Source organism: Polyangiaceae bacterium, from assembly GCA_020633205.1.
Taxonomy (GTDB): Bacteria; Myxococcota_A; Polyangia; order Polyangiales; family Polyangiaceae; genus JAHBVY01.
In genome coordinates this window covers 128370-154519 of sequence record JACKEB010000018.1, presented here as the reverse complement: position 1 = coordinate 154519, position 26150 = coordinate 128370, and the positions used below count along the sequence as shown (strand labels likewise).

Annotated in this window: 29 protein-coding genes; 16 read left to right on the top strand and 13 right to left on the bottom strand. The window is 64.6% G+C overall.

Annotated features, from left to right (window positions below; genetic code table 11):
• The first annotated feature begins 4 nt into the window (after window positions 1–4).
• Genes H6718_28905 through H6718_28895 form a run of 3 tightly spaced genes read left to right on the top strand, consistent with a single transcriptional unit; the run spans window position 5 to window position 2170 of the window.
• Window positions 5–1585, top strand: coding sequence for a PepSY domain-containing protein (locus H6718_28905; protein ID MCB9589468.1), 1581 nt, complete (start codon window positions 5–7; stop codon window positions 1583–1585).
• Window positions 1578–1910, top strand: a complete 333-nt coding sequence (locus H6718_28900; protein MCB9589467.1) for a hypothetical protein — start codon at window positions 1578–1580, stop codon at window positions 1908–1910. The genes H6718_28905 and H6718_28900 overlap by 8 nt, the downstream gene beginning before the upstream one ends.
• Window positions 1907–2170 (top strand): hypothetical protein, encoded by a 264-nt coding sequence (locus H6718_28895; protein MCB9589466.1) that lies wholly within the window; start codon window positions 1907–1909, stop codon window positions 2168–2170. Before H6718_28900 ends, H6718_28895 begins: the two co-directional genes overlap by 4 nt.
• Window positions 2171–2456: 286 nt before the next feature.
• On the opposite strand, the gene H6718_28890 is transcribed toward H6718_28895, so the two are convergent.
• Both H6718_28890 and H6718_28885 read right to left on the bottom strand, forming a co-directional pair.
• The gene (locus tag H6718_28890; GenBank protein ID MCB9589465.1) at window positions 2457–2816 is read right to left on the bottom strand and encodes a hypothetical protein; all 360 of its coding nucleotides are present in this window, start codon (window positions 2814–2816) and stop codon (window positions 2457–2459) included.
• A gap of 159 nt (window positions 2817–2975) precedes the next feature.
• On the bottom strand, window positions 2976–3494 hold the full coding sequence (locus H6718_28885; GenBank protein ID MCB9589464.1) for an exonuclease: 519 nt from the start codon (window positions 3492–3494) through the stop codon (window positions 2976–2978).
• A gap of 29 nt (window positions 3495–3523) precedes the next feature.
• Between H6718_28885 and H6718_28880 the strand changes: the two genes are divergently transcribed.
• From H6718_28880 to H6718_28870, 3 genes are all read left to right on the top strand, one after another.
• Window positions 3524–4549 (top strand): hypothetical protein, encoded by a 1026-nt coding sequence (locus tag H6718_28880; protein ID MCB9589463.1) that lies wholly within the window; start codon window positions 3524–3526, stop codon window positions 4547–4549.
• A gap of 232 nt (window positions 4550–4781) precedes the next feature.
• Window positions 4782–5267 (top strand): DUF533 domain-containing protein, encoded by a 486-nt coding sequence (locus H6718_28875; protein ID MCB9589462.1) that lies wholly within the window; start codon window positions 4782–4784, stop codon window positions 5265–5267.
• A 77-nt stretch (window positions 5268–5344) separates the two neighbouring features.
• Window positions 5345–5992 (top strand): hypothetical protein, encoded by a 648-nt coding sequence (locus H6718_28870; protein ID MCB9589461.1) that lies wholly within the window; start codon window positions 5345–5347, stop codon window positions 5990–5992.
• A 64-nt stretch (window positions 5993–6056) separates the two neighbouring features.
• Here H6718_28870 and H6718_28865 read toward each other — a convergent pair whose 3' ends face one another.
• The 3 genes from H6718_28865 to H6718_28855 all read right to left on the bottom strand — a co-directional run bounded on the left by H6718_28865 (window position 6057) and on the right by H6718_28855 (window position 8055).
• Entirely contained in the window at window positions 6057–6710 is a 654-nt protein-coding gene (locus H6718_28865) for a hypothetical protein (GenBank protein MCB9589460.1), read from the bottom strand.
• A gap of 197 nt (window positions 6711–6907) precedes the next feature.
• Window positions 6908–7396, bottom strand: a complete 489-nt coding sequence (locus H6718_28860) for a hypothetical protein (GenBank protein ID MCB9589459.1) — start codon at window positions 7394–7396, stop codon at window positions 6908–6910.
• Window positions 7397–7401: 5 nt separating this feature from the next.
• Window positions 7402–8055: a hypothetical protein gene (locus H6718_28855; protein MCB9589458.1), complete on the bottom strand. Its 654-nt coding sequence runs from the start codon at window positions 8053–8055 to the stop codon at window positions 7402–7404.
• Window positions 8056–8434: 379 nt separating this feature from the next.
• Here H6718_28855 and H6718_28850 point away from each other — a divergent pair, with 379 nt between their 5' ends.
• Window positions 8435–10600: a sel1 repeat family protein gene (locus H6718_28850; GenBank protein ID MCB9589457.1), complete on the top strand. Its 2166-nt coding sequence runs from the start codon at window positions 8435–8437 to the stop codon at window positions 10598–10600.
• 190 nt (window positions 10601–10790) lie between these two features.
• Here the strand turns inward: H6718_28850 and H6718_28845 are convergent, their stop codons facing one another.
• Window positions 10791–11621 carry a dioxygenase gene (locus H6718_28845; GenBank protein MCB9589456.1) on the bottom strand — a complete coding sequence of 277 codons (831 nt, stop codon included), beginning with the start codon at window positions 11619–11621 and terminating at the stop codon, window positions 10791–10793.
• Between the two features lie 239 nt (window positions 11622–11860).
• On the opposite strand from H6718_28845, the gene H6718_28840 reads away from it, so the two are divergent.
• Window positions 11861–12904: a hypothetical protein gene (locus tag H6718_28840; GenBank protein ID MCB9589455.1), complete on the top strand. Its 1044-nt coding sequence runs from the start codon at window positions 11861–11863 to the stop codon at window positions 12902–12904.
• A gap of 17 nt (window positions 12905–12921) precedes the next feature.
• Complete coding sequence (locus H6718_28835) at window positions 12922–14394, top strand: MATE family efflux transporter (protein ID MCB9589454.1); 1473 nt, start codon at window positions 12922–12924, stop codon at window positions 14392–14394.
• 12 nt (window positions 14395–14406) lie between these two features.
• Here H6718_28835 and H6718_28830 read toward each other — a convergent pair whose 3' ends face one another.
• Both H6718_28830 and H6718_28825 read right to left on the bottom strand, forming a co-directional pair.
• Window positions 14407–15102, bottom strand: coding sequence for a hypothetical protein (locus tag H6718_28830; protein ID MCB9589453.1), 696 nt, complete (start codon window positions 15100–15102; stop codon window positions 14407–14409).
• A 183-nt stretch (window positions 15103–15285) separates the two neighbouring features.
• The gene (locus H6718_28825; GenBank protein MCB9589452.1) at window positions 15286–15816 is read right to left on the bottom strand and encodes a hypothetical protein; all 531 of its coding nucleotides are present in this window, start codon (window positions 15814–15816) and stop codon (window positions 15286–15288) included.
• Window positions 15817–16015: 199 nt separating this feature from the next.
• Here H6718_28825 and H6718_28820 point away from each other — a divergent pair, with 199 nt between their 5' ends.
• Together H6718_28820 and H6718_28815 are read left to right on the top strand one after the other, a co-directional pair.
• Window positions 16016–16579, top strand: coding sequence for a hypothetical protein (locus tag H6718_28820; GenBank protein ID MCB9589451.1), 564 nt, complete (start codon window positions 16016–16018; stop codon window positions 16577–16579).
• A gap of 76 nt (window positions 16580–16655) precedes the next feature.
• On the top strand, window positions 16656–17483 hold the full coding sequence (locus H6718_28815; protein MCB9589450.1) for a helix-turn-helix transcriptional regulator: 828 nt from the start codon (window positions 16656–16658) through the stop codon (window positions 17481–17483).
• Here H6718_28815 and H6718_28810 read toward each other — a convergent pair.
• Window positions 17480–18379 carry an NAD(P)/FAD-dependent oxidoreductase gene (locus H6718_28810; protein ID MCB9589449.1) on the bottom strand — a complete coding sequence of 300 codons (900 nt, stop codon included), beginning with the start codon at window positions 18377–18379 and terminating at the stop codon, window positions 17480–17482. The genes H6718_28815 and H6718_28810 overlap by 4 nt on opposite strands.
• 134 nt (window positions 18380–18513) lie before the next feature.
• On the opposite strand from H6718_28810, the gene H6718_28805 reads away from it, so the two are divergent.
• Both H6718_28805 and H6718_28800 read left to right on the top strand, forming a co-directional pair.
• The gene (locus H6718_28805) at window positions 18514–19395 is read left to right on the top strand and encodes a hypothetical protein (protein MCB9589448.1); all 882 of its coding nucleotides are present in this window, start codon (window positions 18514–18516) and stop codon (window positions 19393–19395) included.
• A 26-nt stretch (window positions 19396–19421) separates the two neighbouring features.
• Window positions 19422–20198 (top strand): radical SAM protein, encoded by a 777-nt coding sequence (locus H6718_28800; GenBank protein MCB9589447.1) that lies wholly within the window; start codon window positions 19422–19424, stop codon window positions 20196–20198.
• A 17-nt stretch (window positions 20199–20215) separates the two neighbouring features.
• On the opposite strand, the gene H6718_28795 is transcribed toward H6718_28800, so the two are convergent.
• Together H6718_28795 and H6718_28790 are read right to left on the bottom strand one after the other, a co-directional pair.
• Window positions 20216–21403 (bottom strand): hypothetical protein, encoded by a 1188-nt coding sequence (locus H6718_28795; GenBank protein MCB9589446.1) that lies wholly within the window; start codon window positions 21401–21403, stop codon window positions 20216–20218.
• Between the two features lie 103 nt (window positions 21404–21506).
• Window positions 21507–22034, bottom strand: a complete 528-nt coding sequence (locus H6718_28790; GenBank protein ID MCB9589445.1) for a hypothetical protein — start codon at window positions 22032–22034, stop codon at window positions 21507–21509.
• 114 nt (window positions 22035–22148) lie between these two features.
• Here H6718_28790 and H6718_28785 point away from each other — a divergent pair, with 114 nt between their 5' ends.
• From H6718_28785 to H6718_28775, 3 genes are all read left to right on the top strand, one after another.
• Complete coding sequence (locus H6718_28785) at window positions 22149–22460, top strand: hypothetical protein (GenBank protein ID MCB9589444.1); 312 nt, start codon at window positions 22149–22151, stop codon at window positions 22458–22460.
• An 81-nt stretch (window positions 22461–22541) separates the two neighbouring features.
• Window positions 22542–23417, top strand: a complete 876-nt coding sequence (locus H6718_28780; protein ID MCB9589443.1) for a hypothetical protein — start codon at window positions 22542–22544, stop codon at window positions 23415–23417.
• Window positions 23418–23554: 137 nt separating this feature from the next.
• The gene (locus H6718_28775) at window positions 23555–24454 is read left to right on the top strand and encodes a hypothetical protein (protein MCB9589442.1); all 900 of its coding nucleotides are present in this window, start codon (window positions 23555–23557) and stop codon (window positions 24452–24454) included.
• A 66-nt stretch (window positions 24455–24520) separates the two neighbouring features.
• Here H6718_28775 and H6718_28770 read toward each other — a convergent pair whose 3' ends face one another.
• Both H6718_28770 and H6718_28765 read right to left on the bottom strand, forming a co-directional pair.
• Window positions 24521–24670: a hypothetical protein gene (locus H6718_28770; GenBank protein MCB9589441.1), complete on the bottom strand. Its 150-nt coding sequence runs from the start codon at window positions 24668–24670 to the stop codon at window positions 24521–24523.
• A gap of 108 nt (window positions 24671–24778) precedes the next feature.
• On the bottom strand, window positions 24779–26131 hold the full coding sequence (locus H6718_28765) for a sigma 54-dependent Fis family transcriptional regulator (protein ID MCB9589440.1): 1353 nt from the start codon (window positions 26129–26131) through the stop codon (window positions 24779–24781).
• Window positions 26132–26150 lie beyond the last annotated feature (19 nt).

Below are 26150 nucleotides of genomic sequence, written 5' to 3'. Positions count from 1 at the left end.
GGCGGTGGCCAAGCTCACCAAGCACGCATACCTGCGCTACTTCGAGCTCCACACCTGGAGCGGCGTGGTCGCGTCGCTCGTGCTCTACGTGATGTTCATCGCAGGTGCGCTGACGCTGTTCCACCACGAGCTCGAGACATGGCAGGAACCGTTGGCGCAGCTGCAAGGCACGGCGTTCAACCACCCTTCGCCCGATGCCGAGTGGAGCCTTTCGCGCGCGGAGGCGCAGCTGAAAGACGCGCCCGATGAACTCTGGTTCGCCCCACCAGGACCTCACGAAGCCGCACAGATCAGCTATCAGGACGCATCTGGAAAGTGGCACAGCTACTTCATCCAACCCAAGACAGGAGAGCTGGTCGCTCAGCGCAGCCGGGTAGCCGAGTTCCTGTATCTGATCCACTTCCTTTGGCACGAGGCGGTGGGGCGCTGGCTTTACTACGTTGCGGGTGTACTCGGGGTCGCGTTGCTCGTCAGCCTGGTGAGCGGCTTCTTGATCCACCTGAAGGACGTCGTCCGCCAGTTTCACCAATTCCGCCCGGATACTAAGCCGAGGGTATTCTGGTCCGACCTACACAAGGTCCTCGGGGTGATGGGGCTACCGTTTCAGCTGGTATTTGGCTACACGGGCGCGCTGTTGGTGTTGGGACCGCTGTTGGTTCAAGGCTTCGTTGGCCCCGTGTTTGCTGGAGATCCGCAGCAGGCCCAGCGCGTCGCGTTGGGTGTCGAACCCGATCCCAGTGGTCCCGCTGGTGCCCCGACCAAGCGAACTTCGATCGCGGGTGTCCTCGAGGAAAGCAAGCGACACGCTCCAGAGCTCAAGCCTGAAGTGGTGCGACTGCACCGTATCGGCCACGTTGGGGGCTACTTCGATGTTTGGGGGCACGTAGACGGTCCGCCAAAAGCTCACGGCATGCTGCGGGTCGACTCAACCAACGGCGAAGTCATCGCGAGTCAGATGCCGAGCTCTCAAGGCAGCGCCGGTGCGACGCGGGGTTGGGTGCAAACGCTCCACTACGCTGAGTTCGGCGGTCTCCCGCTCAAGTTCCTGTACTTTGCGCTAGCGCTCGCCAGTTGCGGCGCCTTCCTCACAGGGAACTGGGTCTGGCTCTCACGGCGAGAGAAGCGCGAGTCGAGCCGCGGCAACCGCGCGTTGCGTAGACTCACGCTAGGCATCGGTGCGGGCACGTGGGTCGCGCTCGGGGCGATGTTCTTGTCGAGCCGCTTGCTTCCACTGAGTCTCAGCGGTCGCGGCAAGTGGGAGGAGGCCAGCTTCTTCATCAGCTTGCTCGTGTGTGTGATCTGGGCGCTGGTTGCTCGGGAGCTGCAGCGGCTGTGGTGGCGGCAGCTCGCACTGGCCGGGGTCGCCAGCGCGCTAACTCCGGTCGCCGCGCTCGGGATCTCCTCCGCGGGCTTGTTCGGTGCTCGGTCCTCTGCTGCGGTGGTCGCTGTGGACAGCGGTCTACTCGCGGCGGGTACGGCCCTGTGCGCACTCGCCGCTGCGCTGTATCGAGCGCAGAGGGAGACGCGAGCAAGCGAAGTTTCCCACACGGTAAGTCCGTTGGCGACGGAGGCAGAAAATGTCTGAGGTTGCTGGCATTTTGGGCACGTACGCGGCGGTCGCCTCCCTCCACGCTGCCCATCGGGGGGAGCTCCCGTTGTTCAAGCGACGACTGGGGGCGAAGGGCAAGCGAGGCCTGCGCTGGTTGGCGTTCCTGCTGTTGGCGTTGGCGTTCGTCGCCGCGCGGCAACAGCTGGGCACACTCATCGCTTCCTTGGTGTGCGGCGTGGCGTGCTGCTTGAGCGGCACACTGGTCGTAACGCTTCGACCCTTATTCCCGCGAGCGCTCTGGGGGAGCGCCTATCTCTCCGCCGTGACCGCCCTCATGCTCGTAACGGTCGCAGGCCCATGAGTCGCCGAGCGAAGCTGCTCGGCACCGCGCACGTGGCTGCGGCGCTCGTCGGCACGCTACCAGGAGCGTTCTTCGCAAGCGTTGCCCTTGCTCGTCGCCTCCCCTTTGCGTTGGAGACCCGGTTCTCCATAGGTTTCTTGGCGCTGCTCGTGCTTTGGGTCGGCGCGCTGTGTTGGGTCTGGCGCAGTCACAGCGCGGGTCGCGCTTGGCTGTGGTGCCTGAGCGTTGCGCTCCCCTCGGGCGCGCTCGCCTACTTGTAGCGGCCTCGCAAGATGCTTCTCTGCACTGCGGCGCGAGAAAGTTGAACGCCGCCTTTTACCCTTCGGGCGCTCCACGTGTCTCCAGGGAGTGTTGCAGCAAGGTAAGCGCTCCTGCGCCGCCGAAGGACGTCGAACCTCCAGAATCACAAGCGATGAGCGCGAGACACGCGCTCACCACGCCAAGTCGTTCTAAACGGATCATCCACTACCTGTCGCAAGCCAAGCGGCGCAAAACTGCGCTGCTGTCTTTCGACACGCGAGGACGACGGAAGGTAAAACGGAATCGCTAGCTGCCCTCAATCGCCAAGGACGCACCGGGCCGGATCAGATACCCCTCACGGGAGCGCTCGATGACTCCCCGCAGCCCCAACTTCCGCAGCGTACTCAGGGCAACGTAGACGCGATTCTGTGCCCCAACGGCCACGCGCTCTCCCGGCCAACCGTGAGCGAACACCTCGTCGACACTCATCGCCTCTCCCGGTCGCTCCGCCCGCCGCAAGATCATCGCTTGCAGCAGCAAGCGTAGGTTGCGGCGGTGTACCAACGAGACGGTTTCCCCCTCTGCAGTGACGAACCAGCTGCCATCACGACTGACCCTCACTAGCCCCCCCCGGGGTTCGTAAGCCGTGTCGACCGCGTCTTGCATTCCATTCCCTCCTTGGCGCGAGCCTTCGTAGCGTTGCCATCCAAATCGCCAACGTCGGACGCATTCGTTGGTTGGAGCTCACCTGTCGCAGTATCACGACTGTGGTCTTTTTGAGGTGTGCGAGCCCGTAGTGGGGTGTGTGCGTCTGAAGCGCGCAGACTAGCCCAAGCGGATCTTCAACCCCATGCGCGCCATCTCCAGCAATGCTTCGGCGTTTCCGCGCGCGTCATCCACGGGGTGGTGCGAATGGCGCGTCCTACGCAGGTGCTTGAAGTTCTGAAACGTGTCGCGCACCAGGCCCTTGTACAGGGAGCCCAAGTTCTGGGAGCTGAACCCGAAGGGATTGGTCCCCAAAAAGTGGTGGAAGTACCAGTTGATGAACGACCAGTCGAAGCCGTTGTTGTCCGACACGAAGAGCACCCTGCCGCGGGAGATGCTGTCGAGCCATGCGGCGAACTCCTCCATCACGGCCGCTGGCTGTGGAAACGCCAGCGTCTCCTCCCGCGAGAAGCCGGAGACCTTCAGGGCCTCGGGCTTCCACCACTCCGAAATCGGGCACATTCGCCCGTAGAAAGTGTCCTTCAAGCCCGGTCGAACCACCACCGCGCCAAAGCAAATCATCGAGTAGTCGCCAGGGATCGGCCCGTCGGCTTCTACATCCACACACACGTAAGTCATGACTGGATTACACTCCAGCGAACCCCTCCATGCCAGGACACGATTCCGGACACGCTGACCCTCGCCCGCCCCTTGGACTCAGCTGGGAGAGCGTAGTCCTCGCGTGGGTCCAAGACCTGGGCGGGTGGACCAACTTGAGCGACGAGTTGTTGCGCCGCGGGCGCGACGAGGACAATATCCCCACGGATATTGGAGCGGTCGAAAAGGGGCTACGCCGCCTGGCCAAAAGGGAGCATCGCCCTGGCGGCCAATACGGGCGCTGGTTGACACGCTACTTTGGCATCCCCGCCGCCCTCGAGCACTGGGCTCGCTGGATGGGGCAATACCACAGCCGGTTCGCGGATCTGCCCACCAGCGTGCGCTGGCAACAGCTCAGCTCTTGGGACAAGCCGCCGGTCTCCGAGACGCGCATCGCGGCGTGGATTCACATCGGGTTTGCGTCGGTGATGCTGCGCATGGGTGAGCTGACTTCGGCGCTGGCCCGCTTGGAAATGGCTGAAGGCACCGCAGCGCTGGCGGGTGAAGCGTGCTTGCTCGAGCTGATGTTGGTGAGGGCGAAGCTTCAAACGGATATGGGAGACCGCCGCGGTGCTGCGTCCACGCTGGACGAAGCGGGCGCGCTGCTCGGTGATGCTTGGCTGAGCGAAGATGACCGCCTGTCGTATCACGCGCGCTGGATCTCCCAGCGGGCCTATCACCTCACCTCCCCCCATCCCCAACCTGCGGAGGCGATTGCGGAGGCGCGACGCCTCTTTGAGTCGATCCCAGACGAACCGTTCATGCCATTCGTTGCCTTCCGGAAATGCAACGGCCTGGCGTACTGCGCGTGGCGTCTGGGCTGGCATACCAAGGCGCTCGGTCTCGCGCGGCTCGCAGAGCAACACGCGGGTGACGGCGGGCTCGTGCGCTTTCGTGTGATGGCGCTCAAGCTACAAGCGAGGATCGAGGCGGAGTCTGCGGCAAGCACCGCCCATGCTCAAAAACTGCTGGAGCGCGCCGAGCGTCTGGCAGAGCTCTTGGAGGACGCAGACCTGGTCGCTCGACTACGCAGCTAGCCCTAGCCACCTGCGGCGACATGCGGCGACACGGCGGCGACATGAGCAGCAAGGCGGCGACATGAGCAGCAAGGCGGCGACATGAGCAGCAAGGCGGCACTGCGGGCTTTTCGCAAATGCTGCTGCCGCAGCAAGATGAGATACCCAAAGGTCCCCCAGGCGGTGTAGGGTTTCAGCCAAGATCGAGCGCGATTTGGTCGCTGCTCGGACGAGGGCTAGCTAGGAGTTGAGCATGGACGAGAAGCCGCGATTGGGACGCGACGTATTCATCGCCTTGGCCGCCATCGGGTGGGCCGACGGGCAACTCGATGGTGAGGAGGCGGACGCCATCGTGCGTACCGCCATCGAAGAGGGCCTGGATCTAGACGAAATTGCGGAGATCGAAGAGGCCACGAAGAACCCGGTGGACATCGGGGTGATCGATCGCGGAAATCTCAACAAGGAAGATCGCCTGTTCGTCTATGCCGTGGCGTCCTGGATGACGCGACTCGATGGTGTGGTCGCGGACGCGGAGACCGAAGCTCTCGCGAAGCTGGGCGATGCACTCAAGATCCCCGAGCGACCTCGCTTCCACGCGGATTCAATCGCGCAAGAAGTGGCCCACCTGGAAGAAGGCGACCGCCCGAGCCGCTACGACCTGCCCGCGCTACGTCGCATCATCGGTGAACGCCTGAAGGAAGCCCAGGCGCGCCGCGCTGACGCTGGCGAAGAAGACTGATTTGAGTTCGGGGGGGAGGGGGTACGCTGGCGTGAGGCGGCGTGCCCCGTCTGCAGTCGGCGTGCTATCCGTAGCCAATGCCGCAGCTGCTACTCGCCTCCGTGTTGATTCCGGCAGCGGTATTCATTCCAGCGCCGGGACCCTTACCAAGCGGGCTCCACACGCGGCTCCACCTCGAGACGCTGACGAGTCCGCTGGTTTCGGTGCGCGCGGGCGGCGAGGATGGCTTCTATCCCGACTCGGGTGACCGCAACCAAACGCCGTGGCTAGTCGGTGGCAGGATGCTGTTCGGCATCGACTTCAGTCCGCGCTTCGAGCTCGGCATGGGAGCCGGCTACTCCGCGACACTCCAGGGCGAACGCACCTTGAACAGCATCCTCCTCGAGGCGCGACTCAGCTGGTATCCGATCGACCTCGAGTATCGCAGTCCTACCTTCGAGCGACCGCGGAGCAAGGCGGGGGTCTACCTAGGACTCGGTCCCACCATCAACTGGGAACCACGGGTTGGAGATCTCGGTGACTCGACGCTCTTCGGAGTGGGCACGGAAGTGCACGCCGCCCCGGTGGTCAGCTGGCAGGCCGACCGCCAACTCACCACGTTGACCTTGGCGCTGGAAGGCGCGTTTGGCCTGCGGCGGTTCTCGAATGGGGAGTCTTACCTGCGAGACGGATATGTGATCCAGACAAGCCTCGCACTGGTTATTGGCGGCAGCCTCGCGCTGTAGCGGGTCCAGCTGGTCCCCACCCCAGGTCAGTTCCGCGCGGATTTATCCCCAGAGGGCTTGGCGCTCAGGGCGTGCAGGTGCCACCGCCGCCGGGTGCACCAAACTGCGAGGGGTCGACGCAGCCAAGACCAAGGAAGGTGTCGAGGATGCCGCAAGTGCCGTCGGGCTTGCAGCAGCCGTCCAGGGTGAAGCCGCCCTGGCTGAAGCCCATGCACTCGTTGCTCGGCGTTCCAGGTTGACCGCCTTCGATGCACTGCCCTCCGCCGATGAAGCTGGAGCTCACACCGCACGTGCCTTGAGGGGTGCAGCACGCGTCGATTTGCACCGGCAAGCCGCCAGGCGCAGGCGGACAGTCGCCCGCGTCGTTGCACATAATCATCGTGCTACCGCCGCTTCCGCCCTGACCGGTGCCAGCGACACCACCGTTGCCCCCACCACCCTGGCCAGTGCCTGCCGTTCCGGCACTGCCGCCTTGAGCGCCAGCCCCCGCGTTGCCAGCGCCAGCATCCCCGGCACTCCCGCCGTTGACTGCACCGCCGGAACCGCCGACCGTCGTCGAGCCCCCTTCAGCACCAGTGCCGCCGTTGGCTACGCTGCCGCCGCTCCCACCAGCGCCACCGGCTTCGCCGCCGTCAGGGCCCTGGTAGTCGATGTCCGTCGCGCCACCGCAGGCCACGACGAGGGGAAAGCACAGGCAGGTCAAGCCGATTCGGGTCATTGGGGGAGTCTCCTTAAGGGGTCAAAGACCCGAGGAGTCTATTCCTCGGCAGGCTGCGAGAGAAGCCAAGCGACCGTTCACCACACGCTTTGGCGTCAGATCACCCGTGAGCAGCGCGCCAATTTCGCGCCCGGGAGGCGCGAACAATCACAAATTTCCTTGAGGGTTGAAACTTCTCAATCACGCGCGAGAACCGCTCAGGTGGAGCGACACACGAGGCCGCAGTCGTCGCAGCCGGGGCAGCTCGAACCACAGCTGCAGTGGGTGCCGTTTGGGCAGCCGTTGCCTTCGACGCAAGGCGTGCCACAGCCCGCTTGCTCGCTGAAGTAGACGCACACATCACCCTCTGGGCAGCCGACCACCTGGCACACGTCACTGACGCTCCCAGGCGCACAACCGCTCACGCACGCCTCGGCGGACTCAAAGTTGTTCCCGTTGCCGCCGCAACCTCCCCACACGAACGGTTCGCAGCGCTGCGTTTCCGCGTTGAACCACCAGCGTGGGAAGTACGCGTTGCACATGCCACCTTCGGCGGGCAACTCGCAAACGCTGGTGCCGCCGCCCCCGCTGCCACCAGCACCCGCTGTTCCGCCAGTTCCGGTGCTGGGTTCCGTTGAGCGACCGCCACAGCTGCCCGCACCGCCAAGCACGGCAGCGAGCAGCAGCGGTGAGCACCAACGTCGCATGGACCTCAGAACAGGAAGTTCGCGCCGACGGAGACGTAGGGCGTACCGAGTCGCACGGTCAAGCCGACCATGTCGCTGAACTGGAAGCGCGCACCGCCCCAGAACACGAACTCGAGTTCGTTCTTCGTGTCGTCGAACTCACAGATCTGCCCGTTGGCGCCGTTGCAGTAGAACTCCCAGTCGTAGCTGCGGTGAACGAAGCCGAGGCCCGGCTCACCGAACACACTGATAATATCCGTAAGGAAAAAGTTCCACTGTAGTACGACGGGCAGCCAAACTTCGGTGACGTTGCAGTCGTTGCGGTTGTCCCACGGGACGCCCCGCCCACCGTAGTACCAGCGGCAGTCGTTGCTGCCGAGGGTCAGGTCCAGGCCCACGCCGATCGCCATGTTGTTGTTGATCTTGGAGATGGGACCGTTGTCCAAGAACGGGATGTTGAAGCGCACACCCGGCCCGAGGCCGTCGTCGCTGCCCCAGCGGTTGTCCCACTGAAAGACGAGGTGGGGTTCGAGTTCGAAAGAGTAGTCCGGATGCGCTCCCGGGCGCTTGATCACCGACTCCGCGGACGCCAGGTTCGGCAGCGCTAGCACCGCGGCAGCGACCGCCGTAGCGGCGATGGTTTTGGTCAGGTTACCGGAGCAGTTGCTTCTCGACATCATCATCAATCTCCTACCCCCGCGCTCGCCTTGGCAAGCTTCATACCGCTGAGCCTAGCCGAAGCCTGAGGGCTTTTGGCCACCAAGGATCGAGCCAAGCTGCGATGGGCGCGTGGGTGGACGAAGCTTCAAGGGGTTATCATCTGGGAGGGCAAACGTAGGAAAAGGTCGGCAAAACACGGCTTCGCGGCCGGTCGACTTATGAGGGGCTTAGCCACACCGGGCTCTATCGCCCACCACAGCCTGAACCGCTATCCGTATCCGACGGGCGGCACCTCGTCCCGCAGCGTTCCCCACTTGATTTCCTCAAGGATTCAGCCTCAGCGAACAGTGAACCACCACGGCCTACACATCTCGCGTATCCTACGCCGCGGTATTTGCTATGCGACTTCTCCACTGTCTTCCGTTCGTCGCTCTCGGCTGGTCTTGCACACCGACCCAGGTCGGGGACGCCACCCGTCCCAATGCGCCGACCGCAGCCCACGCACTCGAATCCGAGAGCAGCATCCCCTGCGACCCGCGGGCTGAGCTGAGTCCCTTGGTGGTCGACCTACCGTCGGCCACGCGCGTGGCGTTGGAGTCCGCAATGCAGCGCGGGATCGGCATCGTTGCCCACGACTGTCGCGAACTGCGAGTGCTCGAGAGCTGCAAGCTGTCGGGTGACTACGAGTTCGCAGGAGTGAACCGCAAAGAAGACGTCGTGACACTGAAGGACCAAGTGGAGCTCGGCGCGAACCTGCCGTTCGGCGCCGCGAGCCTCTCAGGCCGACTCGCTCAGGGCAGCTCGCTCCAGCTCGCGCTGATTCAAGTGGGGACGCGTCGCTCGTTGTTCGATGCCGTGGGGAGACCCGAACTCAAAGGCAGCTGCGACGGAGCGACCCACTTCGTTCAAGGCAGCACCTTGGGTGCCTTCGCGATGCAGACCTCTGCCCAAGGTGAAGCCAAGGTCGCCGCAGAAGTATTTGGTGTGGCCGGCAACGCGGCCTCCGCGAGTCAACGCGACGCGGCCGCGAAGGATGGCGACCTCGACGCGTGTCGACGTTCGAGTGTGGACGCCTCCGCACCTCCTGACGGTTGCTCGGTACCTGTCCGCCTGCACTTGGTTCCAATCCAAGAGGGCGTGCCGCTCAGAGATGCAAAGAAGGCGCCGGAGAAGAGCGCTGCGGGTGCGCTCGACGATCTGTGTCCGGTTGGATTCCGACGGGTAGGAAGCAAGTGCACTCAAGACGCCTCTGCTCCCTTTCTATGCAAGGCCGGTGCGAGCGCGGACGAATGCCGCAAGCAATGCGACGCGGGCAACGCGGGCAGTTGTTACAACTTGGCGGTGCAGCTCGAGCGGGAGCACTACGCGTGGGCGAAGCGCGAGAAGCGCGAAGGTGAGGCGCCTCGCAGCTGGGATCAGATCGTCGAGGACCACGACGCAAAGCGCGCTACCTACCGGCCGCTGTATGTAAAGGCCTGCGACCAAGGCATCGGGCAGGCGTGCGACCGGCTCTACTGGACGAAGGGACCGAATGAGGAGCGGGAAGCGGCGATACAACGTGCCTGCGATCTGGACTACGCCCCCTCGTGCCGCATGGCTGCCGGCAAGTACTTTTACCACAAGGAAACGCTTGACATCGACAAGGGACGCAAGCTCCTGGAGCGCGGCTGTCGTCTCGGTGGTCGAGACAGCTGCATGGGCCTCGTATCCAGCTACTTCGAGCCTCCCGATGGCAGCAAGCCAACTCCCGAAGGGATCCGCGCAGGGGAAGCCGTGCTCGAGCGCGTATGTCTGGCCAACGACTCCGGCGCGTGCTGGCAACTGGCGGATCTCAGGCAGCGCGGAACCACCCTCACCAAGGACGTCGGACTGAGCTTCGCGTACCTGGATCGCGCGTGTTCCTTGCGAGATCTCACCGCGTGCTACGAGCTCGGTGAGGCATATCAAACCGGCGATCTGGTCGGAGCGAATTTGGCGCTGGCCGCGACCTACTTCGACAAAGCGTGTCCCCTCGAGAAGCCGGAAGAGTTCGTGAGCTGTGCGCGAATCGCGCGGCTCTTCCGCGAAGGGAAGCTGGTCAAGGCGCAACCTCAGCAGGCGCTGGTGTGGCTCGGGCGCGGTTGTCGCTACTCGGATACCAGCAGCTGTATCGGACTCGCTGAGCTCTACGAGCGCGGCGAAGGCACTCCCAAAAACCTGGACCGCGCCCTCGAACTCTACGAACAAGCCTGTCAGGCGAAGGCACCCGCCGCCTGTCAGGCACAGATCAAACTTCTGAAGCCCCGCGACCCAGAGCAGGCGCTGAAGCTCGCCCGCGCCGGCTGCAAAGGAGGCAACTTCCAGTACTGCGATTTGGTCCGAGACGTTGCAGGTGCCAAGGCAATTCAGAGCTTCGAAGCGGATTGCTCCAAGGAGTCACCCGCGCCGTGCCTCGAGTTCGGCAAGCTGCTCGAGAAGTCGGACCCGGCTCGCGCGTACACGGTGATGAAGGAGCTCTGTCCAGATGGCAGCGGATTCGCCCAAGCGTGCGACGTGGTCAAGCGGCTCGCCCGCTTTGCCAAGTAGCGCTCGGGAAGCTGCTAGCAGGGTGTTGAAAAACACCCTGCCAAACAACAACAACCGTGCCCGCGCACAACTCGACCAGATCACGCTCTCGCAAAACCCTCACTTTTATGGGGTTTTGGGAGAGCGTGGTTCGAAGATCCGCGCGGATAAGCACGCAGGATGCTGAAAAGCGGAGCTTTTCAGCATCCTGCTAGGAGAACTGCACGGAGCGCCGCGAAAGCGAACCAAACTCCCACCCACTCACAGGGTAGCTGACCTTGGGTCCCTGGCCGGCTGCTCCAGCGACGACCACCAGCGGCGCCCAGTGCTCCTCAGTCGGGTGGTTCGTAGCCAGCGCGGGCGCGCGCTGCTTGTAGTCCATCAGCTCATCCGCATGGAAACGCGTCAGGTTCTGTTCGAGCCAGCTGTCGAACTCCGCTGCCCACTGAGGCACCTCTGCGTTCGGCCGCCAGTCAACCTTGCGTAGGTTGTGGGTGACATTGCCGCTGCCCATGATGAGCACACCTGCGTCGCGCAACGGCGCCAAGGCTTGCCCGAGTTCGAACCAGCGCTTGCCGCTCCAACTCATTGGCAGCGAGAGCTGCAAGATCGGGACGTCGGCTTTCGGCCACAGATGCACCAGCGGTGTCCAGGTGCCATGGTCCAAGCCGCGCTCCGTCTCTTTCACGGACACACCCGGCAGCTTGGCGAGACACGCGGAGACTTCCTTCGAGATGACCTCACCGCCGGGCGCCGGGTATTTGACTCGATACAATTCCTCAGGGAAACCTGAAAAATCGTAGATCAGGGGCTGCGGCGTGAGCGGCCCGAGCGAAAGCGTGTCCCCAGCAGTCGTCCAGTGCGCCGAGATACTGAGCACCGCCCGGGGCGTCTTGAACTCGCGAGCCAACACCGTCCCCCACTCGACCAACGGCGCACCCTTCTCGGCGTCCACGGCGAGCAGCGGCGCCCCATGGCCCACGAAGATCGACGGCATACGGGCCCCAGAATGGACGGTCGAGCTCTGGTTCGAGGTGGACATGGCTTGAGGCTCCTTCCGGGTTCCGATGCTCGCGTCCCTTCCACAGCCGAAAATCGAAGCGGAAAGCGCGCTAGCGCCAACGCTGGCGAGCCAGTCTCGGCGGCTGAACAAGGGGAAGCTTGGCATTCGGGAATGAAGAACTTAAGACGCCGTGCGCCCCGAGAAAAGCACGCCCAGCGCAACGCTTCGTTGTCGCGGCGAGGCTGGTTCGAGAAGCCGGGCGACGACTCCCCCACCCCATGTCAAAAGCCAACCTCCCAGAACCCAGCGCGCCCCTCGCTCCCCCACAGCGTTTTCAGATCGGAGTAGACGAAAACGGTCTCGGCGCCCGCCTGGGCCCGCTGCTCGTCAGCGGCGTGATGGCTGAGGTTACCGAAGCCGGTCTGCCGCGCCTCACACGGCGCCCCCGAGGTCAACTCGCCCGCGACCTCGATGATAGCAAGCGCCTGCTCAAGCATGGCAGCATCGCCTTGGGTGAAGCCTGGGCGCGCGCCGTCGTGGAGCGACTCGCCCCCTCCCCCCCAACCCGTCCTCAGGATCTGGTGGCCGCCCTTGCGCTGGAGTCATTCCCCGAGCTTCAAGCGCCGTGTCCCAAGGGACTCGAAGGGCACTGCTGGGCATCCGCCCATGAGGCGTTCACGGCACCCGATGAGCTGGTCGACCGCACGCGCAAGCACCTCGACAAGCTCGAGCTAGACGGCATCCGCATCGTCGGGGCGAAGAGCAGCGTGATCTGCACCCAACGTTTGAACGTCGCCAAGGCCGCCGGGGTGAACCGTTTCGTCAGGAACCTCCACGCCATGGAGGAGCTCGTGCTGGCGTTTCGCGAATCCGCAGGGCAAGACATTCATGCGGTTTGCGGCAAGGTGGGCGGCATCGGCGACTACTCGCGCTTCTTCGGTCCGCTCTCAGGACAGCTGCACGCGGTGCTCGCGCAGAAGCGAGCCCACGCTGGTTATCATTTCCCTGGGGTAGGACAGCTGCACTTCATGATGGACGTCGACGCCAAGCATCGCTTGGTGATGCTGGCATCGATGCTCGGCAAGTACCTGCGAGAGCTCTTGATGGGCCGCATCAGCGAGTTCTACGTCGAACGCCTCGGCGACGAAGTGAGCGCGACGAGCGGCTACAACGACCCTGTTACCGGCGGTTTCGTTGTCGCCACCGAAGCGTTACGCAAGGAGCTTCGCGTTCCAGATAGCTGCTTTGAGCGCACTGGCGCCGATGGCAAACAGGCGCAAGGGGCCAAAGCGAAGACGAAGCGTCGCGAGGCTCGAGACTAGAACCGCTAGCAAGAACCATGAGCGCGCCGGCTACAGAGGAAGTGAGCATCGAGCCAGAGCTCGACGACCGCGCACGCAAGCGCATCCTCGCCGGCAATCTGTGGTGGCAGGTGCTGCGCTTCGGCGCGCCGCTCGGCCTCGGCATGGGGCTCCAAACCACGTTCAACCTCGTCGACGCGTACGTGATCTCGCGCTTGGAAGACGAGGTCGCTGGTCCCGCGCTCGGTGCCCTGGGGATCTGCGACTTGCTCACAGCGCTGGGCTCGATCATCAGCTACGGCCTGAGCATCGCGACCGTCGCGTTGATGAGCCGTCGTCAGGGCGAAGGCGACGAGCAGGGGAGCCGCCACGTCGCATGGCAGTCCGTGCTGGTGATGGGCGCGCTCGCCTTGTTGTTCTTGGTGATCGGGGTGTTCGGCGCTGAGACGCTGATGGTGGATGTGGTCGGCGCCAAAGGCGAAGTCGCACGCCTTGGCACGAACTACGTGCGGGTGGGGATCGGCGGGAGCTTCACCATGTTCTTCCTGCTGCACCTCACGGCGCTGCCACGCGCGCTCGGTAGCTCGAAGATGCCCATCGCGTTCTTGCTTGGCGCGAACGTGCTCAACTTCTTCTTGAGCATCTTGATGGTGTACGGCCCAGGCAAAGCGCCGGACGTCTTCAGCTGGGGACCGCCGGTCGCGGAGGCCCTTGGCATTCCTCGCATGGAGTTGATGGGTGCGATCTGGTCAACGGTGATCTGTCGCGCGGTAACGCTGTTGCCCCTCATCTATCTGCTGATCCGCCGCTTCGGGTTGTTCAAGCGGGAGTGGCGGAGCCGCCCCGACTTTCGCCTGATGGGGCGCATCTTGGATCTCGGCTGGCCAAGCAGCGCGCAGCTCGTGGTGCGCATCTTGGCGATGCTCGCGACCCAGTCGCTGGTGAACCGCGCCTTCACCACCGCCGAAGACCCCACGGCGACCACGGCCCTTGGCATCGTTTTCCGCCTAGAAACGATGGCGCTGTTCATGAGCCTTGGTTGGGGCTCCGCAAGCCAGACCTTCATGGGCACGAACCTGGGCGCCGGCCAGAGCCTACGGGCAAAGCACAGCGGCTACGTGACCGCTCTATACAACGCCCTCACCATGGCGGCGCTGGCGCTCATCTACTGGCAAGCGGGCGAGAGCGTCGTGCGGTTCTTCGATGACTCTCCGGTGGTCGTGAGCCAGGCGATGGCCTACCTGCGCTGGGTGGCACCGAGCTACGTGCTCTTCGGGGTCGGCGTGGTCTTGGGGTCAGCCATCCAGGGCGCCGGGGCGACGCGCTTCACCTTGCTCATCGACGGCAGCGTGGTCGGGCTGATCCAGCTCCCACTGAGCATCCTCGCGGTGTACGTTCACGGCAAGACGCAGATTTCCCTGTGGCAAGTCCTGGTGCTCACCAACGTGCTGTTCGCGTTGGTGTACGTGTTTGCCTATCGCGGCGGGCGGTATCTCCACAAGCAAGTCTGAGAACGCTCTGACCTACTGCCAACTGCAGCCAGGTTGGCCATCACAGGCGTTCTGCGTGGTGATCTGATCGCACGCCATCGCCGTGCCACCGCACAGGCTCGCGTCGAAGGTACAGCCGGCTCCGGCACACAACGGCTGGGCGACATAGGTGTCGCAAGCGTTGGGGGTGCCGCTACAAGAGCCACTCCAACTGCATCCCGCTTGCGCACAAGCGCTAGCAGAGTTGTGCGAACTGCAGCTATCCGGAGTGCCCGAGCACGCTGGATTCTTGGCGCTGCAACCGTCCGCGAGGGTGCACTGGGTTACGCCGAGGGAAGCACACGGCGTCGCACTCCCGAGGCAAGCCGGCGGCCCCCCGGTACCTGCCGCGCCCCCAGTTGCGCTTCCGGCAGTGCCGCTGGTGCCTCCGCTGGGCGCTCCGCCCGCGCCTCCAGCGCCGCCAGTTCCACCCGGCGCGCCCGCAGATCCAGCGGCTCCCGAGGCACCGTCGCCGCCAGCGCCGCCAGTTGGAGCGCCGGCGGTCCCTCCACTAGCGGCTCCGCTTGCGCCTGCGCTTCCGCCCCCAGAGCTTCCCCCTGAACCGCTAGTGCCTGCCGTGCCACCCGAACCTCCTGTGCCCCCGCCTTCACCGTCAGACCCACATCCGCCTACCAAGAGCCCGCTTGCGAGTGCCAACACCGCAAGCGCCTCCAGCTTCGTGAAAGCCATCGCGCTCTTCGTGGCACTTCCGCAGACAGATTATCGCCTGCCAGCCAAATAGCCCCAACCCGCCGCAAATCAGACCGATTTCCCCAGGGCAACCTCCCCCCCTCAAGAAAGCACTTGCCAAAGGCCGGGACATCCGACTCTCCCAGGCACATTCCCCAAGGAAATTAACAAGCACAGATCGCGCTAGAAGCGAAACGGCCCCTTGGCGCTGTCATGGAGACACGCCCCAGTGTCGTCCAAGCAAATGTCGACGGTCTCTGGATCCGCGTCGTCACAGGTGACGCGTTCGCCATTCGCGCAAGCGCCGTCGATACACCGTTCGACTCCGTTGCAAGCGCTGGGGTCGGCACAGTCCGCGTCGGCGGAACAGCCCCTGGAACACCCAGGACCGCAAGCTCCCGCATCGTCTCCAGCGTCGCAAAACTCACCCTTGCGTCGATCGACCACGCCATCTCCGCAGCGCGACTCGATGCACACGTGTTCGTGGCAGATCGAGTAGTCGGAGAACACACCTTCCTGCCCCTTGCACGGCGTGCCCTCGGCGCGATTGGCGCAAACATCCGCCTCGCGCTCGAGCCTGGTGGAGGCCGGTTTCCCCGGCACATAGCTTGGACCGGCGTTGGGTGGAAATGGCCGAGCGGCTTCGACAATCAGCGGATCGCAGCTCAACGCCAAGAGCCCGGTAAGCACGACTTTGTGCGCGTTGCCCCTCATCGCGGGCTCTTAATGGCACAGCCGTCGCGGTGAGCAACTCACACTTTGGTGTATCTGTCTCGCAACACCACGCCAGCGTCGGAGCCAGAATCACCACACGGAAATAGCCACGCCAGGGAGAGCCATGGCGGAAGAGCTTGAATTGTTACGTGTTCGGGCTTCTCAGCCCGTGGGCACTGTTCTTGCCTAGGCTCGAGCCATGATGAACTCACACATGGCTTGGATCGGGGTTGCGCTCTTGGTGGCTGCGACTGGGTGTTCTTCCGATGACGATGGCGGTGGCGGAGGGACCGCTGGCGCTGGCGCGGGCGGCAGTGGCGGGGGCTCAGGCGGGACGGGCAGCGGCGGCATTGGCGACAGCGGCGGCGTTGGCGGCAGCGCCGGCACAGCGGCGTGTGAAGACGCCCAGAATCCGATGTTCGGTAGCTGCATCGAGACGTTCCTCATGGGGTGTTGGGCACCCGACTTGAGCGGCACCTGCAGCTCCGACAACGGCACGACGTCGTGGAGCGACGGCTCGAGGTATGATCCACAGGGAACCACGCCTGGTATGTACGGCCCAACCGACACGGAGCCGTGCATCGGCATCCAGGTCGACGGCGGCAACATCACCGCCACCAAGGGCAGCGACACACTCACGTACGTCGCAGAGCAGGCGACCGAAAGCGCGACCATCACCTGCCCAGATGGCTCGACCTTCACGGCCACGTTCGAGCAGGTCACTGCGTTCAACACCTGCGTCGGGCTCAACTGCCCCGAGTAGGCTCGTGCTTTTGTTTGGGGGGGAGGCGGCACCGCCACGGGCGTCGCCTCATGGTCTCCGCTATAACTCTCCGGCAATGAAGCAAGACGACTCCGCCGCCCGTAAGAGCTCCGTCTTCGCGGCGCGCTGGCGCTGGCAGTGCACCATCCCGAACAGCGAGCTCGTGACTCACGACCACGCCGTGCTCGGCTTGAAGCTAAGCGGCCGCGCCAAGGTCGAGCAGCAAAGCGAGTGGAACCTAGAACCGGGAGAAGTGCTGCTCGTCCCGGCGGGGCAACCCCATCGCACCCTCGAAGCGATCGACTCCGAGCTCTACGGCGTCGGCTTCTGCGTGAGCTGCTTCGTAGACGAAAACAACGCAAGCTTGCTCGAGCCATTTCAGCGGGTGCGGAGCGGAGGCTCCCCCATCGTACGGCTCCCAGCGGAACGCCAGGCGCACTACGAGCTCCTGTGTCGCGAGCTGGAGCGTGTTTCCTCGAGGATTGATGCGGGAGCGACGGCCGCGCAGCGTAGTTTATTGACGCTGATCTTGGACGAGGTCGCTCAAGCAGCGTCCGCCGCCGAGCCCCTTCCTGAGTCACTCACCGCCCAGTGCCTGCGCTTGATCGAGCAGCGCTGCCTGGGCCCCTTCACGCTACTCGAACTGGCCGAGCAGGTGCGCCGCACTCCGACGCACATCACTACCCTACTGCGCAAGCAAACCGGGCGCAGCGCCCATCAGTGGATCGTGCTCGGCCGCATGGCAGAGGCCCGGCGCCGACTGCTCCACTCCGACGAGATGGTCGAGGTGATCGCCGAACGTGTCGGCTACAGCGACCCGACTAGCTTCATCCGCATGTTCCGTAGGCATCACAGCGGCCAGACCCCCAACGCCTGGCGCGCAAGTCGCAACACACTGGGCTAGAGCAGCATCAGCTCGTGATTCAACGCGTAGGCCGCCGTTGCGCCGGCCGCCGCTGCCAGCAGCGCGCCTTGACGCATCGTCGTCAGGTCACCCGCCGCGTAGATCCCCGGCCGCAACGTCTGCTGCTGCGCGTCCACTCGAACGAAGCCCGATTCGTCGAGCGGCAAATCAGCCTGCTTGACCAATTCTGTTTGGCGTTGAGGCGGGTGCGAGAAAAGCGCGTCGCACGCGGAGCGCTGGCCGTCGGAGAACTCCACGGCGACAAGTCGTGGTTCGTCGTCGGCGGAGACCAGGCGACTCAGCGTTCTTTTTTCCACCCGGATCCCCTGACTCTCCAGGGTTTGCGCGACGTCCGGCCTGACTTCGAACGCACCACCCGTGAACACCGTCACGTCGGATGACCAACCCAAGAGCATGGCAGTCCAAGGGAGCGCATCTGCGCTTGGCGCCAGGTATCCGAGGCTCCGGTCCCGCACCTCCCAACCGTGACAGTAGGGGCACTGAAATATCCCGTCTCCCCAAAGCTCGGCGTAGCCAGGCAAGTCGAGGAGGTCGTCACGCATGCCAACGCAGAAAATGATTCTCCGCGCGGTAACGCTCTCGGAGCCAACCTTCACGTGGAACGCGTCCGCTTCACCTTGGAGTGAGTCCACACGCGCATCTCGAACTTCGACCGACGTGTACGGCGCTAGCTGCTCCCGCCCGATGCGACGCAGCTCGGCCGGTGGCGTGCCATCGCGAGTGACGAAGCCTTGGACGGCGTGGGCTCGTGCATTGCGCGGTGTCCCGGCTTCACACAGCAACACCCGCCGCCGCGCGCGCCCCAGGATCAGCGCTGCTGAGAGCCCCGCCGGCCCCCCACCGACAATCACCACGTCGAAATCCGATCTGCTCATTAGCGCAGCCTGGAGCGCGCGCTGCGTCGGGCAAAGGTGCACGGTTTCGCCGCAATCGGCCGGAGTTTGGATGCGGCTCAGAGCGCCACGCGACGCTACCCTCACCCCCGAAAATCCGGCAGGCTGCGACAGCGATGAAGGGCGCCTTGAAATCTGCGGGGGACGCGAGCCTTTTGGAGGACTTTCCTGCCGCGCACAGCATGGACACCCAGTGGTACGCCGTGGACGAGCAGGGGCACGTCGGGGTGTTCGATACCGGTGAAGACGGAGCGCTGCCGAACGACGCGGCGTTTGGCTTCGCGCCGGTGGATCCGAACTTCAACGAAGACGAACTCAGCGTGCTGCGCATCGCCCACGCCTTGAAGGCCGGGGACGATCCGATGGGAGACTGGCGCCCGGCGCCCAGCGCGGGACGCACGCTGGTGCTGCTCGACGTCGAGGACGAAGACGAAGCGCAGGAAGCCCTGGAAGGCCTCCGCTTCATCGCGATCAAGGACGACGCACCGTTTCTGTTCTTGAGCGAAGGGGAACTGAGCGTCGATGAAGTCGAGCGGCTACGAAGTACCGAAGGCGTCCGCTGGACCCTCGACCTGCGAGATACTTACGAGCTGTTTAGCGGCAACGAGGGAGACGACGGGCTGTATCACTTCACCCGCGACCACGGGGAAGATCCGGGCCTCTACACGCTGCAGCGCGCTCCAGCGGCCCCACTCGAGCTCGCGCCCAAGCTGAAGCAGCTCACTGCGGCGCTGTCGCGACTCAGGCTGCCCGTAGACTTCTCCAAGAGCGAACAAGTGCACCTCGCGGATCACCTCAGCGACGACGAAGCGCAGACCTGGGGTGACCTCCCGCTGCGCTACTCTGCCGATTACCTCGCGGAACAGGAGCGAAGGGACGCGGAGATCCTCGAACGCCACGCACGCCGCAAGGATCCAGAGCTAGAGAAGGCCAAGACACGCCTCGCGTTGCTCGGGCTGCTCTTCATCGGCGTGCTGATTTACCTATGGCTGCGCTAGCTGAAGAGCGGCTGTCCATCGAGCGGCTGTCCATCGAGCGGCTGTCCATCGAACTCAGTCAGCAGTGCTCCAAGGGCTGCTGGTTCTGCTACAGCGAGAGCGGCCCAGGAGGGCAAACTCGGCTGCACGCGGCAGACATCGTGGCGTTGGTGCGCGATGCCGCAGCGCACGGGCTGAAGGCGGTGTCCTTTGGCGGAGGGGAGCCGCTGGAGTCGCCAGCCTTGTGGCAAGTGCTGGGTGAGCTCGAGGGTACGCTGTTTCGCTCCCTGACCACCAACGGCCTACCACTGCTCGACGAGGCGATGTTTTCCCAACTCGTGCGTGCACGTCCGAACAAGGTGCATGTCTCGATCCACTTTCCGCATCACCACGCGGAAGTGGAGCGCGTGATCTCCCAGGTGCGGCAGCTCGCAGCGGCTGGGATCCCGAGCGGCATCAACTTCTTGGTGCGCCGCTCCCAGCTGGCCATCGCGGAGGAAGTTGCTGCCGAGGTGCGACGCGCAGGGATCGACAATCGGCGCATCGTGTACCTACCCATGCGTGGCCAAGACACGCCCTCCCCCAAGCAGGTGGCTCGCATCGCAGGCGGGCCGTTTCAGTCGATGACTTGCCTCGGCGCCTGCGGGAAGAGCCCGCGCTTCTGCTCGATGCGCTGGGACGGCAGCGTCGCCTGGTGCTCCTATACGGAAACACGACGTCAGCTCGAAGAATTCAGCTTCGCGGGACTGACGAGCGCGCTGGACGGGCTGGGATTGGCGTTTTGCGGAGACGACGCGCGGCGGTTGCCGGTGGTTGCCGGCTAGTTTTCTGCGCGCGGCGCCTACTCAAAGCCCGACGTCTGATACTCCATCGGCTCGGCGACTTCGCTCGGCAGCGCCGCGGGCGCCAGGGCCGCGCGGCTCTGCATGTTCTGGCGTAGCTCAGCTTCCAAGAAGCTCGTCACCAGGTAGCGCTGAATCGACAGCATCGACTCAGGCTCGATGAAGTCGCTCCCGCAGCCGTCTCCCAGGATGTTCCCCACGTCTTCGCCCAAAGCCTGGGCTAGCTCTTGCAGCTCGGGACGGCACAAATCCGTGTAGGAAAAGTGCCCAGCCTCCTTCACGGCGGCGAAGGCCTTATCCGTAGGGATCCCCTCGTAGGCGCTGACTTGCTCGTTCTCGAAATCGAGGGTGCCGTCGCGCTTCGCACCGAAAATCAGCGTGGGCACCCGGCTCTTTTCGACGCCGTAGCCAAACAGCGGCAAGATGGAACTCGCTGGCGTCATCGGAACAGCCGCACGGAAACGTGCGTCGGGTTCGATCCCATTGTGCTCTTCAGTCAGCGCCAGGCTCATGGAGGCACCGAAGGAGTGGCCCATCATCGCCCAGTTATCGGTCTGAGCCGCGCCTTTCAGCGGGCCCTCCGTCGCCACCAACTGCTCAGCGACAAATGGCAGGTCAGCCGCGCGCTCGGGGAACGCTTCGAGCACCTCGGCGACGCCTAACCCACCGTTGATGGCTTCCCAAGTGGTGTCCCCGGTGTGATCCGGCGAGACCACCACGAAGCCGTGGCTCGCCAGGTGAGCACACAGCGTGAAGTTCTGAAAGCGCAGGCCACCATTACCGTGTGAAAACACCACGACCGGATAGGGCGCGAAGGTGGTCAAGAGCTCGGCGTCCCGCGCGGCGTCTTGCTCAATCGCCGTGGTGCTAACGCCTTGCAGCGTTGCCGCGATCTCTGGCGGCGCCTCTTTGAGCAGGTCGTACTCGTCACGGGGCAAGTCAGCCGCCTCATCGGTCGCCGGATACCAGAGTTCGACCTTCAGTGACCGCGGCTTGCCCTGCTCATCGGGCCGAGCCGCATCTTCCAACGTCCAAGTAATCACGCCGACCTGGAACGCACCAGGCCCCAGCGGATCCGTCGGTTCGGGAAACACCGGCTGCTGCTCCCCAGCGTCGTCCTCACTCCCACACCCAACGCTCAGCACGCAGAGCATCGCTAGCCCAACGATTCGCCAACTGCCGCCCATCGTTCTCGATTAGCAGCGGCCCAGCGACTCGAGCAAGCGCAAGCGCGTGTGGAGTCCCCAGGTTTGGGGGTGAGTGTGCGCTCCAAGCCTAACAGAGCACGGTCTAGACGATCGGCAGCCCGACCCCCGCCACGCTGACCCAGTGGAGGAGGCGATCCGCTTGCGTCGCACCGGGTTCATCCTCTCGCCGACTCACGCCTACCCTCACATCACCCGCTAGCTGTGCCTTGAAGTAGGACACGAGCGGTGATCCGCTCCAGTCAATGCCTTGGGCCGCGAGCGGGAAGTTTGCTGCGTTCGGGTTCGGCGTATGCAGAAAGGTCGCATCTTGGCCGGCATCACTGCCGTCGAGGAGGATCCAAATCTGGAAGGGTGTAGTGAAGGCCGCTTCGGAGGCAGCAATGCGTGCAAAAACGCGACACAGGGCGCGCAGGTGCGGCTCGCGCCAACGCCACCCTCGGTTTCCCCAGCCGCACCAATCCGCATGGTAATGCCAGAGGTCCCACCATTGCCCCGGGCCCGGCGCAATCACGAGCCCATTGGCACGTCGTCGGACGCGCTCGAAGTAAGCTCGCTTTCCCCTCAGCTTGCGCCGTGGAGCGCGGGCGGCGTCGAACGATAACCCGTGCATTCGTTCCTCAGGTTAGCGGAACTCCCCGCGGCAGCAGGTCGAGCCGCCCAGTACCGGATAGAAATAGCGGCCTAGGGCGCGCTTGGCCCTCCCGGTTGTGGTATGCCCCTGCCGATGTCCGACGACGACCGCTACGACAACCGACCGATCCTGGTCTTCCTCGAGAACTTCGCTTTGGCCGCCATTGGAGAGCTGCCCAAGGCGAAGCAGCGCACCTTGCGCGCTCTGGTCCAGGAAATGTGGGGCGGCGACGACGACTGGATGGAGACCCTGCGTGGGGAGCTCGGCTGGAAGCCCGACATCCAGGAGACCATCCGTCTCAACTGGGTTGCCTATCAAAAGGCGGCCGAGGACCAGGGGGCTCAAGCTACGCCCGAAGACTTCGCCGAACGCTTCGCGGACACCGTCCTCGAACGCGCAGACTAGCGGCCCCCTCGCACTCCATCAGGGGACGAGATATCCTCATCGAACCAACGCGCGCTGCCGCGCGGTTGTTGGTGGGGGTGAGTGCACGACGAGGAGAACAAGCGGTACGTCCGGCGCGAAGCGCGGCTCGCAGCGGAGCGCATCATGGACAACGCGTGGTCATGGGCCTCGCTCAAGAGGTCGCTACTGCTCGTCGTGCTGGTGCTGCCCCCGCTTTTTGCGGGGCTCTACCTGCTCGAAGTCAGTGGCGTATTCCCCGACAGCCCGCCGCTCAAACTGGACCCGGTACTGCTCGCGGTACTGCTCAGCGTCGGCAGCCTCGTGTTGAGCGTCGGCTTCTTCTATTGGTCCTTCACGAGCCCGCGACGCAAAGCAGCCGTCGCCTACCGCCAGGCACTCCAACAGACATCGCCGGCAGCGGTACTCGCGCTCCTCGACCAGGAGAACTGGAAGCTATTCAGCGACGGCGATGCGCTCCGCGCCCAGGCGACCGCGAACGCCTATGCGATATTCGGCGACCCTGAGCGCGCTCGGGAGGCCGTGTCTAGCGTGGACTGGGCGTCTCGGGCCCCGCTCATCCAGTCCCTGGGGCTGAACGCGCGCTGCCTCGTGACATTGCTGGGGGAGCACAACGCCTCAACGGCGCTAAGCTTGGCCCGACGCGCCCGTTCCCTCGCGGAAATAAGTGGTTACGCTCCGGGAGCAAAGGAGGCCGCGACGGCTCACGCAACGTTCGTCGCCGTGTGCGAAGCCTGCAACGACTCCCTGTCAGCAGACAGCCTCGCCCAACTGGAGGCGAGCGCGCAGAACCAGCGCCAACCGCTACTCCAAGTCTTGGCCTACTATGCCCTCGCGATTCAGCTGGCTCGTGACGGCGAGTCCGCCGCCGCGCTGCGCGCCCAGGCCAAGCTCCTCGAGCTCGCGCCCCACGCAGCTGGCGTGAAGCTCTGGGACTAGGTAACTCGACCGAGTTTCATCATCAGGCGCAGCGGTGACCCGAGGGCAGGGCCTCGCGGAGGTCAACCTCACGGAAACACGGGACGACCTTCCAGGCAAGCTATCACTCGGAGCGATTAGGCAGGTAGTCTCGCCTGATGCGTCGCGCTCACTTGCTGTGTGTATTGGCCCTCCCCTGGTGCGCCGCCTGCGCGTCGCAGCCCCCGCCAGAACCCGTGACCGTTGGGGCGGCTCAGCCTGCAGCCACCGCGACTACGGCGAGCGCCCCCCCGCGCGCCCCGGCTCCGCCAGGCATTCAGTGTGGTAAGCAGCGCTGCGACGCCGCAACGCAGATCTGCTGCGGCTTCAGTGACCAGTACACGTGTGCCGCGCGGCCGAGCCCCTCGCCTCCCGCTCCAGAGTACGCGGAATACGCGTACCTGCCCTCGACGGACAGCTGCATGGAGGTGCAGGTCCAGGACCTCTCGCTCACCGAGATCCGCCTCTGCGACGACTCGACTGACTGTGGCGCTGCCGAAGTGTGTTGTTCGATGTGGATCGCGAGCGGAAGCACCTTGCTCACCTGCATCCCAGCGGCTGCCAGCGGTGAGTTGGCCTGCGACTTCAACGAAGCCTGCGTCGGCGCGAGTTGCCGTACGGTAAATACCGAGTGCGCCGGTGACCGCTGCCGAGCCAAGGGGCGCCAAGTGGACTGCGCAGGAACGCCGTGCGGCGGCAGCACCCCGGTTTGCTGCCAGCGCAAGCTCGACGGCACGCCCACCTGCGAAGCCAGTTGCGAGCAAACGAGCGAAGAGGACCGCGCCTTCGACTTCGAGTGCTCGTCCTCACGGGGTTGCCCAGCGGGAGCAACCTGTCAGGCGGGACTCTTCGGATCCTACTGCGCCAAGGCGGTAGATAGCGCGAACGCTGTCGTGTTGTGTGAGAGCGATAGCGACTGTCCGCGGGCCTTGTGCGAGGCGTGGGGGAGCCCGAACGCGCCGACCTGTAGTCGCGAGGGGCGCAGCTCCAATATGGGCTGGTGCCACTGCGGGACGTAGCTGGCGCTGTCACTTCGCGAGCGCGCTGTCACTTCACCAGCGCGCTGTCACTTCACCAGCGCGCTGTCACTTCACCAGCGCGGCTGCGTCGCAGCCGGCGGCGCGCGCCGCGGCGTAGCTCACGTCGACCTGGCTCTTGGCCCGAGCAAAAGGGGCGGCCAGGCCGAGGGCGATGGTCACGGCGCACAGCAGGCGAAGGGCGTTCACAGGGCGCATACCCCGCTCTTCGCAAGCGGCGTTCCAGCGGAAAACACCGCAAATTCAGGGGAATGGCACCCCGAGGTGCTGGCCCTAGAGGCGCTGCTGATACCTCGAGGTGCAGGCTCAGCGTACGTCGTATTTCTTACACAACTCGCTCAGGTGTTTGCGGCTGATCCCCGCAGCCTGAGCGGCGTGGGTCAGGTTGCCTTTGTGGCGCTCGAGTAGCGCATCCAGGTAGGCACGCTCGAAGCTATCGAGCAGCTGCTCCTTCGCTTCCTTGAATGGCAGAGGAGCCGCAACCCCTGGAAACGCGTTGCCGAGGGTCGATGGCTGGGCCGAAAGCGGACCCAGATTGAACACCAACTTGTCGAAGCTCGGGGGTTGCGCGGCGAGCACCATCGCACGCTCCAAGACGTTGCGTAGCTCTCTCACGTTGCCGGGCCAACCATGAGCCATCAACCGCTGCAGGTTCTCACCGGCGATTTCGCTGTGCGCGAGCTCCTCCCCCACGAGCTTTTCGACGATGTCTGGGATGTCCTCCACGCGCTCGCGGAGTGGCGGCAGGCGCACCTTCACCACCTCCAGCCTGTACATTAAATCCTCCCGGAACCGACCACGCCGCACTTCCGCACGTAGGTCTCGGTTCGTCGCTGCGACCACGCGCACGTCGGAGTGCCGCATGTTGTCGTCGCCTACAGCGCGCACATCACCCGTCTCGAGCACCCGCAGGAGCTTGGGCTGCAGCTCGAGAGGCAACTCGCCCAGTTCGTCTAGGAAGATGGTGCCTCCGTTGGCCTGCATGAACGCACCGGCTCGGTCACTCACTGCGCCAGAAAAGGCCCCCCGCCGATGCCCGAACAACTCACTCTCGGCGAGCTCACGAGGGACCGCGGCGCAGTCGAACACGACATACGGTTTACCGCTGCGGCGGGAGGCCGCATGAATCGAGCGCGCCGCGAGCTCCTTACCCGTGCCGCTCTCGCCTTCGACGAGCACCGTCACGTCACTCGGGGCCACTCGTTCCAGGACCGAGTAGATTTCCCTCATCCGCAGGGAAGCGCCAGTCAGTTCGCCAAAGCAGCGCGCGGCGCTCGGCGCCAGCTCCCGGGTATACCAGCGGGGGTGCACGCCGAGTAAGGTGTCTCCCACTCGGATCACCGCGCCTAGAGGAAGCTCGAGCTCCTTGATCTTGTGTTGCCCAACCAACGTGCCGTTTCGGCTGCCGACGTCGCGCAGCACGATTCGCGCGTCTCGCAGCCAAATCTCCGCGTGCTTTCGCGACACGCGGCGATCGCGCAAGGCCAGGTCGGACGCTGGATCGGCGCCGATGCTGAGCTTCGAGACCAGCGGAAGCTCACGCCCTTCGTCTTCCCCGCTCAGCACGACCAACTTCGCTTGCACACTCCCGGCCGGTGCGGCGCCAGGCAGCCCAGTGCTGAAGTCCACCGTCGCGGTGCGGTCGATCGCGTCCACCATGGGGAAACAACTACCAGCC